This window comes from Rothia sp. 32237D007AR (genome assembly GCF_053544675.1).
The window spans coordinates 43,949-57,877 of sequence record NZ_JBPPUO010000001.1 but is presented as its reverse complement, the minus strand read 5'-3'; the positions used below and the strand labels follow the sequence as shown (position 1 = coordinate 57,877).

The 13,929-nt window shown below is 54.8% G+C and carries 13 protein-coding genes; 2 read left to right on the top strand and 11 right to left on the bottom strand.

All coding sequences use genetic code 11. From position 1 onward, the window contains the following. Window positions 1–77: 77 nt before the first annotated feature. The 8 genes from ACED87_RS00285 to ACED87_RS00250 all read right to left on the bottom strand — a co-directional run bounded on the left by ACED87_RS00285 (window position 78) and on the right by ACED87_RS00250 (window position 7,019). Window positions 78–1,028, bottom strand: a complete 951-nt coding sequence (locus tag ACED87_RS00285) for a T3SS effector HopA1 family protein (protein ID WP_449082008.1) — start codon at window positions 1,026–1,028, stop codon at window positions 78–80. Beyond that, window positions 1,025–2,137, bottom strand: coding sequence for a class V lanthionine synthetase subunit LxmK (lxmK, locus tag ACED87_RS00280; protein ID WP_449082007.1), 1,113 nt, complete (start codon window positions 2,135–2,137; stop codon window positions 1,025–1,027). Before lxmK ends, ACED87_RS00285 begins: the two co-directional genes overlap by 4 nt. Before the next feature lie 60 nt (window positions 2,138–2,197). Continuing rightward, complete coding sequence (locus ACED87_RS00275; RefSeq protein WP_449082005.1) at window positions 2,198–2,335, bottom strand: hypothetical protein; 138 nt, start codon at window positions 2,333–2,335, stop codon at window positions 2,198–2,200. 66 nt (window positions 2,336–2,401) lie between these two features. Then, on the bottom strand, window positions 2,402–3,307 hold the full coding sequence (locus tag ACED87_RS00270; RefSeq protein ID WP_449082003.1) for an ABC transporter permease: 906 nt from the start codon (window positions 3,305–3,307) through the stop codon (window positions 2,402–2,404). An 11-nt stretch (window positions 3,308–3,318) separates the two neighbouring features. Next, a complete protein-coding gene (locus ACED87_RS00265) occupies window positions 3,319–4,293 on the bottom strand; it encodes an ABC transporter ATP-binding protein (protein ID WP_449082002.1) in 975 nt (324 codons plus the stop codon). A 635-nt stretch (window positions 4,294–4,928) separates the two neighbouring features. Beyond that, the gene (locus ACED87_RS00260; RefSeq protein WP_449082000.1) at window positions 4,929–5,459 is read right to left on the bottom strand and encodes a 2'-5' RNA ligase family protein; all 531 of its coding nucleotides are present in this window, start codon (window positions 5,457–5,459) and stop codon (window positions 4,929–4,931) included. 20 nt (window positions 5,460–5,479) lie between these two features. Next, window positions 5,480–6,502: a tryptophan--tRNA ligase gene (gene trpS / locus ACED87_RS00255; RefSeq protein ID WP_449082182.1), complete on the bottom strand. Its 1,023-nt coding sequence runs from the start codon at window positions 6,500–6,502 to the stop codon at window positions 5,480–5,482. A 64-nt stretch (window positions 6,503–6,566) separates the two neighbouring features. Beyond that, window positions 6,567–7,019, bottom strand: coding sequence for a hypothetical protein (locus tag ACED87_RS00250; protein WP_449081999.1), 453 nt, complete (start codon window positions 7,017–7,019; stop codon window positions 6,567–6,569). A gap of 71 nt (window positions 7,020–7,090) precedes the next feature. Here ACED87_RS00250 and ACED87_RS00245 point away from each other — a divergent pair, with 71 nt between their 5' ends. Further along, window positions 7,091–7,801 carry a GntR family transcriptional regulator gene (locus tag ACED87_RS00245; protein ID WP_449081998.1) on the top strand — a complete coding sequence of 237 codons (711 nt, stop codon included), beginning with the start codon at window positions 7,091–7,093 and terminating at the stop codon, window positions 7,799–7,801. 103 nt (window positions 7,802–7,904) lie between these two features. On the opposite strand, the gene ACED87_RS00240 is transcribed toward ACED87_RS00245, so the two are convergent. Further along, on the bottom strand, window positions 7,905–8,789 hold the full coding sequence (locus tag ACED87_RS00240; RefSeq protein WP_449081996.1) for a bifunctional methylenetetrahydrofolate dehydrogenase/methenyltetrahydrofolate cyclohydrolase: 885 nt from the start codon (window positions 8,787–8,789) through the stop codon (window positions 7,905–7,907). Between the two features lie 2 nt (window positions 8,790–8,791). After that, window positions 8,792–10,075, bottom strand: a complete 1,284-nt coding sequence (gene glyA / locus ACED87_RS00235) for a serine hydroxymethyltransferase (protein ID WP_449089387.1) — start codon at window positions 10,073–10,075, stop codon at window positions 8,792–8,794. Window positions 10,076–10,412: 337 nt separating this feature from the next. Between glyA and ACED87_RS00230 the strand changes: the two genes are divergently transcribed. Beyond that, window positions 10,413–12,110 (top strand): substrate-binding domain-containing protein, encoded by a 1,698-nt coding sequence (locus tag ACED87_RS00230; RefSeq protein ID WP_449081992.1) that lies wholly within the window; start codon window positions 10,413–10,415, stop codon window positions 12,108–12,110. Window positions 12,111–12,257: 147 nt separating this feature from the next. Here the strand turns inward: ACED87_RS00230 and purH are convergent, their stop codons facing one another. Continuing rightward, entirely contained in the window at window positions 12,258–13,865 is a 1,608-nt protein-coding gene (gene purH / locus ACED87_RS00225) for a bifunctional phosphoribosylaminoimidazolecarboxamide formyltransferase/IMP cyclohydrolase (protein ID WP_449081990.1), read from the bottom strand. Window positions 13,866–13,929 lie beyond the last annotated feature (64 nt).

Below are 13,929 nucleotides of genomic sequence, written 5' to 3'. Positions count from 1 at the left end.
TTCTTTTTGTTGTGTTGTTAGTTATGCCCTTGGGGCTGCGGGGCAAGACTATAAAGTTATAGTTTTTACCCGCTTACTCATACGCTATTGAACGCAGGGAAAGTTGCGTCAATTCCAGCGCTGAGAGTCTCTTGATTCCAGCACTCTTGCAGAGTCTGGTGTGTACACGCAGCGTTTAATAAAGCATCTACAAGCACTCTTGATCGATGTTGGCCAAAGCTAAGACCCTGGTAGGTAGATCGTGTATCATTCGGCTCCGCTGCAATAGCTATATTGGGGCCTACCGGCTGAGCAAAGAGAGAGTATTCCTGATTATCGTTGGCTGTTGCGATCACTTCAAGCTCGTTCAAAGCGGTTACGACATGGTCTCGATCCTTATCTGCTATGTAAACTACAATTCCATCAGAGCGAGGGTATGAAGCTCTGGCCGATAAAGCTTTTACCTGATAGTTAGCACCCAGAAGGCTTAAAATCTCTAAGGTATTTTTCCACGTTTCTAGAGCTTTTTCAGCAGTGTCACATCCGATATACAAGCGGACTAAGCTATCGTGAGTCATAATCTGGAGAGGCTGTTCACTCAGAGCTAGCAGGTAACCCGGGGTCGTATTTCTACGCCAGCTGGGAAGAGTAACTCTTACTTTTCCTGGAAGATTAGTGTTTTCTACAAGATAGCTAGGTAAACTAACCTTGAGACCCATAATTTGAATTCTGGTAAGCCCCTCTTGTCTGGAGCTACTCAAGAAATCTGCAAGTTGATAGTGGTTTTGGTGAGGAATGCAGTCAATAAGAGCCTGAGATAAGTCTTGACTGTCGTGAAGACTAACTCCACTCGTCTTCGGATTTTGAAGATGGAAATGAGCATAAATCAAGGCGCCTAGTTGTGATTTGAGCTCCAGCAAGCTGGTGGCTTGGGTTCTTTCCCCATCAACCCTGGCTTTTAGGCGAGACAAATCAATATCAACGCGTTGCTGCACCTCTATTAGGCTTTCTGTAAACCCAGGAAACCTGCTTTCAGTGACTAAGGTCACTTCTTGTCACTCCTTTCAAATCCTAAGATTTGTGTGTACTTCTGGGGTTCTAGAAGAATTCGACGACCAATGCCTGCAGCCGCTCTTTCGATTCCCGGCAACTTAGCAACCGAAGAAGCTCTAGCGATTGTTCGATCAATTAGATGCCATCCTAAAAAGGCAACGGACCGTGAGGCTAATGCATGATAGTCATCATCGTGACGTTCTTGGCAGTATGCTTCCCACATCACTTGTATGTTAGGAACTAGATGCCCTATCCGTTCTGCAATCCGCTGATTCGCGGATTCCTCGCTGAACTGTTGCGGAGGCTCCTCTGCTCCACCGCGAGTAGTTACGGTGTCAAGCACACCACGGTATATCCATTCGCCTGCAAAGGTTCCAAGGTCCCGAGCAGGATCCCCTACACCAAATTCTTCCCAGTCCAGCAGATTGAGTTGGTTTTGATGCATCTGGTATTGGTCCAGTCGCAGGTCACCATGCACAGGTGAAACGCTATGATTTTCTTCAGCAGCTTTTAGTGCCACTGCGCAATCTACTAACTCTTGATCCTGCTGGAGTTTACTCCACAGAGAAATTTCAGCTAAAGAAAAAGCAGTCAGCCGTTGATATGAGATTCCTTGCTTTAGCATCTGTACAGGTGGGGATGGATGAGCTACCTCTTGCAAGTTATCCGTTGGTCCCGCATGGAGCTTGGCCAAAGAGCTACCTACTTGCCGTGAAAAACTATCAGGAATAGTCTCGTCAACAAGAAGCTTTGCTAGGCTCTCGCCATTGCAGTACTCAAAAGCAAGTAAGCCAGATGGGCGGTGAGAAGCTAATAACTTTGGTGAGTTCGGCACATTCGTTGGATTACTATCAGAAAACTTCGCGAAATTAACCGAACGATCGAATGCATAAGGTCCAGCGATAGTCTTATTTACCTGTTTGAGAAAAACCTTGTCGCCACCATCAAAAGTCAATACCCATGACTTATTACGGCCCCGAAAGCTAGGGCTAGAAACTGCTTGAACCCTGCCGTAATAATCTTCAGGCAGCAGCTTCTGCACATGCTGTCTAACATCTGAATCAAGTTCAGTAGTTTTCTGATCTGATCCATGGTGTATGCTCATCGCTGTTCTCTTTCCATTAGGTAAGTTGGTTACCCCGCCCACCATTAAACTTCTACCGATTTAGAAGAAGAGGGTTACTACCGCGTAGCCCACACCGCCGCCGATCAAGGCCAGCACCACGCTACGAGCCCAGCGGCCAACCGGTGAGGTGCCTTTGGAAGCAGCAATATAGGTGGTTTCGGTCTTGTGAGTAGTCATGTTATTTTTCCTTTCAATGATGATGGGCAAGTAATCCCAGAGGATGAATCGGACAAAAGCCCGGCTTTAAGCCACGTTGTCTGAGGCAAATGATCGTTGCAGTGAAACCTTAGAACCGGTTCGCAAAGCATTGTTGCTGTACACACGGGTTGCTATCCAGAACAGTAGTGGGATAGTTATCGCAGCAATACCAGCAGCGACCACCATTTCCCAGGTCTGTACGCCGTCTAGGCCAAAGCGGATAGGCATCAGGTAAGAAGAGAAAAGCGGGACGAAGGACAACCCCTTAAGCCAAGTCTCTTCAAGATAGGTGGGTGTAAGATACAGGGCGACGACCAGCAGAACCATCTGTAAAACCGACAGGGGCATCACTGCTGCACTTAGGTCTTCCTGCCGAGAAACCGTTGAAGCCAGAATCGTGTTCATGGTTGCAAAAATCATGTAGCCCAGCAAGAACCATACAAGGAACCATAGAAGAACTGCACCTACTTCAAGCTCTAACAGTAACCATCCGTCCACTATGGTGAAACCCAGCAGGCCAGTGCCGCCGATGAGAAGTAGCTGGACCAGCGTTATTGCTCCGATACCGATCATCTTTCCGGCCAACAGAGGCACAACACCGATTTTGGTGAGGAGGATTTCGACGACCCTCGATGACTTCTCTTCAACAACACCAGAGGTCAGGCTCTGGGATGAGTACACCAGAGAGCTAAGTAAGGCGCTGACCATCGCTGTAGCAAAAAGCAGGCGGGCATCTAGCTGGAAACTAGTATCCCCTATTTTCTCCCCTAAGAGCCAACCGCCAACGCCTGCGCCAACACCCGCGGTAAGGGCAAGCAAGCCAGTGACTAACAGGATGGTCTTATTCTTGGTACGGGTAAGAACTTCACGTCTAATAACGATTAACATTTCTTGGAAAGCAGTACTCACTGTTATTTCACCTACTTCATGCTGGGTAATTTGCTGAGTCATACATTTGGCCTTCATCGTGATTTACCTGCCGTTTCAAGCTCTGTTTCGAGAACAGGGGTGATACCGCGACCCGATGAGATATAATCCTGCGATAAGAGTGCGCCCAAGGACCGCTGCACTGGTTCAATACTGCGCAGCCCCCCGAATCGTGTCGCAGTTTCAAGTACACCCTGGGGAATGGTTGCTTCTCTGCCTTCAACGGTAATAAAAACTGATAACTGGTTGCTCATCTTGAATTCGATATGGAAGGAAGCAACCAATGACAGTTCGGCAACAAATTCTCCAGCTGGACGGTCAAACTTTAGTTCCCACCGGGTCTGGTCGGTATTTTGTAACTCTGAGACAGCACCGTCCGCCATCACTCTGCCGCGATCAAGTACGCAGACGCGGTCGCACAGGCGCTCAACAAGCTCCAGCTGATGCGATGAAAACAAGATGCCCACACCCTGAGCTGCCTGTTGCTGGATAAGACCAGCCATCGTATCTACCGCTAGAGGGTCAAGCCCTGAGAAGGGTTCATCAAGCACCAACAGTTCTGGGTTACCGACCAACGAAACAGCTAGCTGAACTCGCTGTTGGTTACCTAGCGACAGGTCTTGGGTGAGAGTTTTCTCATGACCAGATAGGCCCAGCGTGGCGATAAGTTCGTCAGCTTTTTCCTTCGCCTGTCCCAGGGTTTTCCCTTCAAGTAGAGCAAAGTGAACAATCTGATCTTTGACACTCATCTGGGGGTACAGGCCCCGCTCTTCCGGCATGTAGCCGATTGACCTGCGGTTCTCGGTTGAGATAGGTTCCCCGTCCCAGGTAATATACCCACCGGTGGGTTTAAGCATTCCTAGAATGATTCGCATGGTGGTGGTTTTACCTGCACCGTTACCCCCAATGAAACCAACAATTTCACCGCGGCGGACACCGAAATCTACATCTTGAAGCACCTTATGGTCACCGAAGCTACGGCCAATTCTGTGGAGTTTGAGACCGTTCATTGCGCACCTCGCTTTTCTTACTCTTGCGTCTTCACTAAAAACTCTAGTGAGGCGTTAGAGCTTGCCACATATACTTTCGTACAGTTCTGGGGTAGACGATAGTTCACGCATTTGTATGTTCGCTGCCGCACCTGCAACAGTTGTTGAACAATCTGAGGTGGTCTCGCCCAGGTTGGCTTTCTTTTACAGTCGCTACCATAAAGGAAGCACATGCACTTGGTTTCCTGCCCCATGAACAAATGCTTCGACGCACTCGCAGTGCTAGTCAATTGCACCAACCTTGAAGTTGCACTGCGCATGTGCGCCCACCTGGTTGAACACTCTGCCACCATCAAACAGGAAGATACCTTCATGTCCGTCGTCAGCCGGCCCCAGCGGCGATGTGAGTCCACACAGGCAGACCGTCACAATCGATGCAATCTATAATGATCAGGATGTTATCGATGTTGCATCTCTGCTAAGCATTAGCCAGGATGCTGTGGTCATGCCCATACCACCGGGCATTGGTCGGCAATTGTTGTAGGCTTTGACCCCGGGCTTCTTCTACTTGCACCGCCACAACAAAGCTCTGGAGGCGCCCCGCTAGCACTGGGGTCGGAAGCTAGTTCAACGACACGAAAAAGCAGGGCCTTTCACTAGAGGTCCACTATTCCCAGCTTCTGCCACTGCCCTAAGCTGTAGCGGTACACCATCAGCTGAGTCACCGAAAAACGGGCAAGTTCAGAGGGCAGATTAGCAAAGTCGTGTAAGGACGCCGCCAGCACAGGGGCCGGGGCGTGGTTGGCTAAGGTGAGGTGCGGCTTATAGGGGAAAGGTGAGACTGACTCCCCCACCACCTGCTGGCAGACGCCACGCAGGAGTGTAAGCTGCTCTTCCCCCTCCGCCAGGGGAAGGTAGGTCACCGGGGTGACCGGCTCAAAGGTCAGGGCTGGCCCCAGGTGCACCTGCACCGGGCCCAGCCCAGCCACCGCTTGCTGCAAAGACCCCAGAGGGTTGCCGCCGGCGTCCTCACTAATGAGCACCGTAATGTGACAGCTTTCGGCAGCAGGGCCCACCAGCCCCTGCCCTGCCCGCCAGCAGGTAAGACGCTCAGCTAGCGCCGCAGGTACCCCAGCAACAAGGCTGAGATACCTGCGGTGAGGGTCTATCGTCGGTGAAGAAAACACCAGGCCAGTACCACTATCTCTTAGAGGGCAGGCAGGAAGCCAACCGCGTCGTAGACCTTCTTCACGGTCACAGAAGCAATCTCACGGGCCTTGCCAGCGCCAATAGCTAAGAGACGATCCAGCTCAGCCGGGTCATCCATCAGTTCCAGGGCACGCTCACGGATGGGTGAGAGCTGCTCAACCACAATCTCAGCCAAATCAACCTTCAGGTGCCCATACATCTTGCCCTGATAGTCGGCAACAATATCGTCGATAGCCTTACCTGTGACAGCCGAGTAGATGGACAGCAGGTTAGAGACACCGGGCTTGTTCTCACGGTCGTAGGCGATCTCGCTACCGGCGTCAGTCACCGCGCTCTTAATCTTCTTGGCGGTCTTCTTAGGGTCATCAAGCAACCAGATAATACCCTTATCTGTGGTTGCAGACTTGCTCATCTTAGAATCAGGGGTCTGCAAGTCATAGATCTTAGCGGTCTCTTTCAAAATCACCGGCTCAGGCACCACAAAGGTAGTACCAAAGCGAGAGTTGAAACGCTGAGCCAGGTTACGGGTCAGTTCCAGGTGTTGACGCTGATCTTCACCCACCGGCACCACATCGGCCTGGTAGAGCAGAATATCTGCGGCCATGAGCACCGGGTATGTAAAGAGACCCACCGAGGCGTTGTCGGTGCCCTGTTTAGCGGCCTTGTCCTTGAACTGGGTCATGCGGGCAGCTTCACCATAGCCGGTAAGACAGTTAAGCACCCAGGCTAACTGGGCATGCTCAGGCACATGGGACTGCACAAAGAGCGGGGTCTTCTCAGGGTCGATACCGGCTGCAATATACTGGGCCGCAGTTTTACGGGTGCGCTCTAGCAGGACAGCAGGGTCCTGAGGCACCGTAATGGAATGCATATCCGGGATGAAGTAGAGACATTCGTGGTCTTGCTGAAGACCAACCCAGTTATTGACCGCACCAATATAGTTACCCAGGTGCATAGAATCTGCGGACGGCTGGGCGCCCGAGAAAGCACGCGGGGCACCTGTTGCCGCGTTAGGGATCATAGCCTTGGGGTCTTTTTCGGGGGTGGTCTGCTGTGAATTGCTCACGGGGCGTCCTTCGCTATCTTTAGGCCCCTTCACGGGCCAGTTCCATACCGTTCTTAGCGGTGAAGTTAATAGTGTCAACAGCGCGATCAATCATGTCGCGGGAATTCTCGTCATTGACCTCAAGCTGCTCAGCAATCACCTTTGACTGCACCAGACAAATCTGGAAGGAATGAGCAAGCTTCTCAACGTGAACATCAGACTCATACTCGGCCCGCTTCACAGCATGCTCCTTATAGGCTTGACGCTGGGCTGCCAGAGTGCGGTTGACGTTCACCAGCAGATAAGCTGCGATACCCAGCCAGGCCGCGATAATACCGGCCAGAATCCAACCCAGCACTGACTCTTCCCGGGCTGACTGTACGATAGCCCAAGCAAGTAGGGCAACCAAAATTGCCATACCGATGCCCGCACCTACCAGGGCCATCTTCGTGTTCTGCTCTTGCGCTGTTTTCTCTGAACCGTTCGACTGCATGACCTCTATTATGTCAAAGGAAGTAAGGCCGCGCTGAATCGTAGACCAAACTTAAGCGTAAAGTGGGGTACATGATGCCCCCGTCACGTGAAACCAAGTACCAGCAGGTCGCAAAGCTCATCAAGGAAGGCTACATTTCCCCTGCAGAGGAGAACATGCCCCTGCCCACAGAACGGCAGCTCCAAGATATCTTCGCCGTCTCACGGGCCACCGTCCGCCGGGCTCTGCGTGAACTGGCCGAAGCAGGGCTGATCTACCATGTGCAGGGCTCTGGCACCTACGTTGCGCCCCACAAGCAGCTGAAGCGGGCCCCGTCCTTACGCTCTTTCACAGAAGACATGGCAGCACGCGGCCACCGCCCCCACTCGCTAACCCTCGCCTGCCATCTCATCCAAGCGTCGCGGCCCGTCCAACGCGACCTCAACCTGGACGCTGGTGCTCAAGTCATTCAGATTCAGCGGCTCCGGCAGGCAGACGGCTCCCCTATCGCCCTAGAAACCGCCCACTTTCTGCCCGAAGCCTTCTCCCACCTAGAACCCCAGTTATCGGCCTCTCTCGACGCCCAGATGCAGGCCTCCGGTTTTCAGGTAGAAACCGCAACCCTACGGGTAGCAGCAACCAATCTGACCCAGGCAGAAGCAGCCCAGTTAGGGGTACCGCTAGGGGCAGCAGCCCTGCGAGTTGAAAAGGTGGGCTACACCCTGCGCGGTCTGCCCGTTGAAAGCACCCAGACCCTCTACCGGGGCGACCGCTACGATCTAGAAGTACAGGTTAAAAGGTAGCCCCCACTAGGTGAAGGTAGCTCCATGAAGGCACATGAGCGCATATAAGAATCGCCGGGTGCAGAGGCTTTGCAGCATGCACCCGGCGATTCTTGCAGAGACTCTAGTTCTCGGCAGCCTGACGTTCAGCGGTCTCAACCACATTGACCAGCAGCATAGCGCGAGTCATGGGGCCAACCCCACCAGGGTTAGGCGAGTACCAGCTCGACTTAGCGGCAGCCTCAGGTGAAATATCGCCGGTCAGCTTCTTCTTACCAGTCTCAGGGTCCTCAATGCGAGAGACACCAACATCAAGCAAAATAGCGCCGTCCTTCACCTGGTCAGCCTTCACAGCATGAGCCACGCCCACAGCGGCCACAATAATATCGGCATCGCGTAGGGCGGCGCTGACGTCCTCAGTGCCGGTGTGTACCAAGGTGGCAGTGGAATTGACGTCCTTGCGGGTCAGCAGCAAGCCCAAGGGGCGGCCTACGGTAATACCGCGACCCAGTACAGCCACCTTCTTACCCTTCCACGAAATACCGTGACGCTCCACCAGCTCAATCACACCGTTAGGGGTGCACGGCAGAGGCGAGGTTAGGGGGTCACTCACATTCAGAACCAGGCGGCCCAGGTTCATGGGGTGAAGGCCGTCGGCGTCCTTCTCGGGGGCAATCTTCTCAAGAACCCGATTGGTATCAAGGTGCTTGGGCAGGGGTAGCTGCACAATGTAGCCGGTGCAGGCCGGGTCATTATTGAGCTTCTCAAGCTCAGCTTCTAGGTCCTCCTGGCTGATGGTCTCAGGTAGCTCCACCTTAATGGAGGCGATACCGACCTCAGCGCAGTCGCGGTGCTTACCGCCCACATAGGAGCGGGAAGCAGGGTCATCGCCCACCAGCACAGTTGCCAGGCCGGGAGTAATGCCCTTTTCCTTTAGAGCAGCTACACGCTCAGCCAGTTCACTCTTAATCTGGGCGGCGGTAGCGGTGCCATCAAGGATCTGCGGCATGTTTACCACTCCTCAATACCGGAGTAGAGGGGGAACTTCTCGCACAGGGCGGTGACGCGCTCACGCTGGGCAGCGACGTCCGCACCGGGCTTGAGGGTTTCAGCGATAATATCAGCGACCTCGGTGAAGGCCTCTGCATCAAAACCGCGGGTTGCCAGGGCAGGGGTACCGATGCGCAAACCGGAGGTCACCATGGGCGGGCGGGGGTCGTTAGGCACAGCATTACGGTTGACGGTGATACCAGCTTCATGCAGCAGGTCTTCTGCCTCACGTCCGTTAATCTCAGCATCACGCAGGTCAACCAAGACCAGGTGAACATCGGTGCCACCGGAGATAACCTTTACACCGGCCTCTGCCATATCAGCCTGGTTCAGGCGCTCAGCTAGAATCTTTGCACCTTCAAGGGTGCGCACCTGGCGGTCCTTAAACATGTTAGAACCAGCGATCTTGAAGGCGGTAGCCTTACCTGCAATGGCGTGCATGAGAGGCCCGCCCTGCTGGCCGGGGAAGACAGCCGAATCAATCTTCTTCTTCAAATCTTCAATACACATGATGAAACCAGAACGAGGCCCAGCCAGAGTCTTGTGCACAGTCGATGAAACCACGTGGGCGTGGGGGACGGGGCTGGGGTGCAGGCCAGCGGCAACCAGTCCAGCAAAGTGGGCCATATCGACCCAAAGGTAGGCTCCTACTTCATCAGCGATCGCGCGGAAGGCAGCGAAATCAAGCTGACGAGTGTAAGCTGACCAGCCAGCAATAATGACCTGAGGCTTCTCAGCCAGTGCCAGTTCACGAACCTCATCCATGTTAACCCGGCCGGTTTCTTCATCCACACCGTAGGCGACAACCTCGTAAAGCTTCCCTGAGACGTTGAGCTTCATACCGTGGGTCAGGTGACCACCGTGAGCCAAGGACAGGCCCATAATCTTATCGCCGGGGGTGAGCAGGGCATGCATGACAGCATTGTTAGCCTGGGCACCGGAGTGAGGCTGCACGTTAGCGTGATCAGCACCAAAGAGGGCCTTAGCGCGGTCAATAGCCAACTGCTCCACTACGTCAACAAATTCACAACCGCCGTAGTAGCGACGCCCAGGGTAGCCTTCGGCATACTTATTGGTCAGAACAGAGCCCTGAGCTTCAAGAACAGCGCGGGGGGCAAAGTTCTCTGAGGCAATCATTTCCAGGGTGTTCTGCTGGCGGCCCTGCTCTTGCTTGATAGATTCAGCGACCTCGGGGTCTACCTCAGCCAGAGGCAGGTTGGTGACGTTATGTGAAAGGTTGGTCATGCCACTTCCTTGAGTATGGTGATTCAGTTTCTTCTGCTATTCATATGAGGGATACAGAAGATTACGTGAGGCTTTAAACCGAGCGGCGCAGGTAAGCGCACTCTGCTTATAAGTGTATGTGACCTAGCTAGACAGAACCCGCTCCCGCGGCAGATTTGAGATAATTTTCAGGAAAATTAGACAATGCTGCTATTACGCTTTCTTGCTACACTAAAGGGCGAACTATGGGCGCTACCCCACTCATCGTAGTGCCCAGCGAGCACCTTGCAGACGCACCTGTTCCAGGAAAACCCCACTCGCCCCCACCACCACCGCATTAGGGAAGAGGCACCAGGCAATGGCCAGTATTACCAAGTCGCGCCGCCAAGAGCGCGTTGAAAACCAGAAGAAGAACAGCCGCAAATGGATTGCGACCGGCGCCGCAGCCGTCATTTTGCTCTGCGGTGGCGCTATCGTCTACAACAACGTCACCGGCGATAACCAGCCCTCCACCAGCAGCCAGGCCGTACCGGCAGCCTGCTCAACCACCCAGACCGTCACAGTCGCCACTACCGAACCCATGGCAGAAGCCCTCAAAACCATGCCGGTAGATGAAGAAACCTGCATCACCCTAGACATCACCACAGATAAGACCGCCAGCGATATAGTCACCGAATCAGCCAGCGGGACTGCAAGCACCAACCTCTGGATCCCTGACTCCACTGCCCGCGCTGAGCTAGCCATGGGCGAAGCCGGCACCGGCCTCACCCCCCTAGCAGAGTCCTTAGCCCAGACCCCCGGCGTCATCGTCTCAGAAAACAAGACCAGCTACGACACCTGGCTAGAAGCTCTCCACGCTGAAGAGACCGTCAGCATGGGGGACCCTAAAGAAGACCCCGGCGCATTTGCCGCCCTGCTTGCCGGTATCTCTGAAGCATCAGCAGGCACCGTCAGCGTTGAAGACCTCATTGGTGGCACCGCCCTGCGTGCCCAGAGCATCGGTGTTATCGAAGCCGCCCAGAGCGCCCCTGAGCTACTAGCTGATGTGGATAACGGCACCAAGGACGCCGTCATTGTGACCGAAGCCGACTACGCAGCCTACGCAGCAGCCCACTCAGATTCCGGGCTCACCGCAACCGTCCCCGGTGACGGCTCTTTTACGCTCAACTACCCCCTCTACCAGGCTTCTTCCAGCACGAACGCCACTATCGATGACGCCGCCCAGCAGATTATCGACTTTATGGCTAGCGAGGAGGGCAAGCAGGCCCTAGCGTCCGCCGGTTTACGCCCCGCAGACGGTCAAGAGCTAGAGGGCCAGTACAGTGCTGGCAGCTTTACCTCGCTGACCCCCAGCAACCAGGACATCCTCACCCAGGTGTGGACTTCTTACTCCTTGCAGTCAGCGCCCCTCCACGCGCTGGTCGTGCTTGATACGTCAGGTTCCATGCTCACACCGGAGCCCGGCAGCGACAAGACCCGCATGGACATCACCGTTGAATCTGTGCTGGCAGGCTCCCAGCTCTTCCCTGCCCGCGACTCCATGGGCCTGTGGAAGTTCTCCCGCGACCTCACCCTGCCCGATGGTACTGTCTCTGACTACCAAGAGCTCCTGCCTGTACGCGGTCTTGAAGAAACCGTAGACGGCAAGACCCAGCGTGAACTGATCCAGGAAGCAGGCGCCGGGATCGCCTCAACCGTTAACCCCCACGGCTTCACTGCCCTCTACGACACCACCCTGGCAGCTTTCCGCTCCGCTAAGGAAAACTACGACTACGGTTCAGTCAACGCCGTCATCATGCTAACCGACGGTAAGAACTTCGATGAAACCTCCATCAGCGAAGAAGAACTGATTGCCGCCCTTCAGGCAGAGCAAGACCCTGAAAACCCGGTCTTCATCATCATGATTGGCATCTCTGAAGAGGCCGACATGGAGGCTCTAACTTCTATCGCCCAGAGCGTCGGCGGTGAAGCCTACCAGGCGACCTCCCCCACCGATGTTCAGCGCATCTTTGCTGAAGCACTGACCGGTATCTCTGAAGCCGCCGCACAGCAGTAAGGTTCTTCCCTTAACACAGTAAAAAGTCCGCCCCTCCGTACTTGGAGGGGCGGACTTTTTACTGCTGATGACCAGTTCTACTAGCGGCGGAGCGAATATACCGGAGCCAGCTGGCGAAGGTATATTCGCTCCGTAGCGCTGGTGAGCTTAGTGGAAGAAATGACGTGCTCCGGTGAAGTACATGGTCACGCCAGCTTCCTTAGCCGCGGCGATTACTTCTTCATCACGGATAGAACCGCCGGGCTGAACAACGGCGCGCACACCGGCGTCCAGAAGCACCTGCAGGCCATCTGCGAAGGGGAAGAAAGCATCTGAGGCCGCAACGGCGCCACGGGCACGCTCAGCACCCTCAGCTAGAGTGTTAGCACGCTCTACCGAAAGGCGGCAGGAATCAACGCGGTTGACCTGGCCCATACCGATACCCACAGCAGCCCCATCATTAGCCAGCAAGATAGCGTTAGACTTAGCTGCGCGCAGGGCCTTCCAGGCGAACTCAAGGTCAGCGAGGGTCGCCTGGTCAGCAGCCTCACCGGCTACTAGCTGCCAGTTTTCGGCCTTGTCGCCATCGGCGTGCAGGCGGTCAGCGTCCTGGAAGAGGGCGCCACCAGATACCTGACGGTACTCGACAGTTTCACGGGCGAAACCTTCAGGTAGCTGCAGAATACGCAGGTTCTTCTTGGTCTGCAGAATCTCCAGGGCTTCAGGAGCGTAGGAGGGGGCAATAATAACCTCGGTGAAGATGCCCTTAACAGTCTCTGCCATTGCAGCAGTTACTTGGCAGTTAGCGGCAATAACGCCACCATAGGCGGAGAGAGGGTCGCAGGCGTGGGCCTTAGCGTGAGCATCGGCGATAGCGTCTTCTGCATCAGCAGCACCGACTGCGATACCGCAAGGGTTGTTGTGCTTGATGATGGCTACGGCGGGCTCATCGAAGTCGTAGGCTGCGCGCAGGGCTGCGTCACCGTCCACGTAGTTGTTGTAGCTCATGGCCTTACCACCGAGCAGTTCTGCCTGGGCGATGCCGGGGGCGGCAGCGGGGTCAACGTAGAGGGCAGCAGCCTGGTGGGGGTTCTCACCGTAGCGTAGGGATTCGGAGCGTTCGAAGGCAAGACCTGCGAAGGGGGGCCAGTAGTTGGCGTCCTCGTCTTGCTCGAACTGGGCTGCGGTCCAGGTAGCAACGGCGGTGTCGTAGGCGGCGGTGTGGGCGAAAGCAGCCGAGGCCAGGCGGCGGCGCTCTGCCAGGTTGAAGCCGCCTGCCTTGGCAGCTTCAACAACCTGACCGTACTTTGCCGGGTCAACAACGATGGCTACAGCGTCATGGTTCTTAGCTGCAGCGCGCACCATGGAGGGGCCACCAATATCAATTTTTTCGATGATAGCGTCCTGGTCTGCACCGGAGGCTACAGTCTCAACGAAGGGGTAGAGGTTGACGATGACCAGGTCGAAAGCCTCAATTTCCATGTCTTTGAGGGTGTCGATGTGGTCCTGCTTGCGGCGGTCTGCCAGGATACCGGCGTGGACGCGCGGGTGCAGGGTCTTGACGCGGCCTTCTAGGCATTCGGGGAAGCCGGTGATGTCAGAGACTTCGGTGACGGGTACACCGGCACCAGCGATGGCGGATGCGGTGGAACCGGTGGAGACGATAGCGACGCCAGCTTCGTGCAGGCCCTTTGCTAAATCTTCAAGGCCGGTCTTGTCGTAGACAGAAATAAGGGCACGCTTGAGCGGTACGCGGTCGAGCTCGATGAGACTCACAGATTAACTCCGTTTCTTTTGCTGCCGGGGTAAGCCAGGTAGCAGGTGGTTACGTGGATGTGAG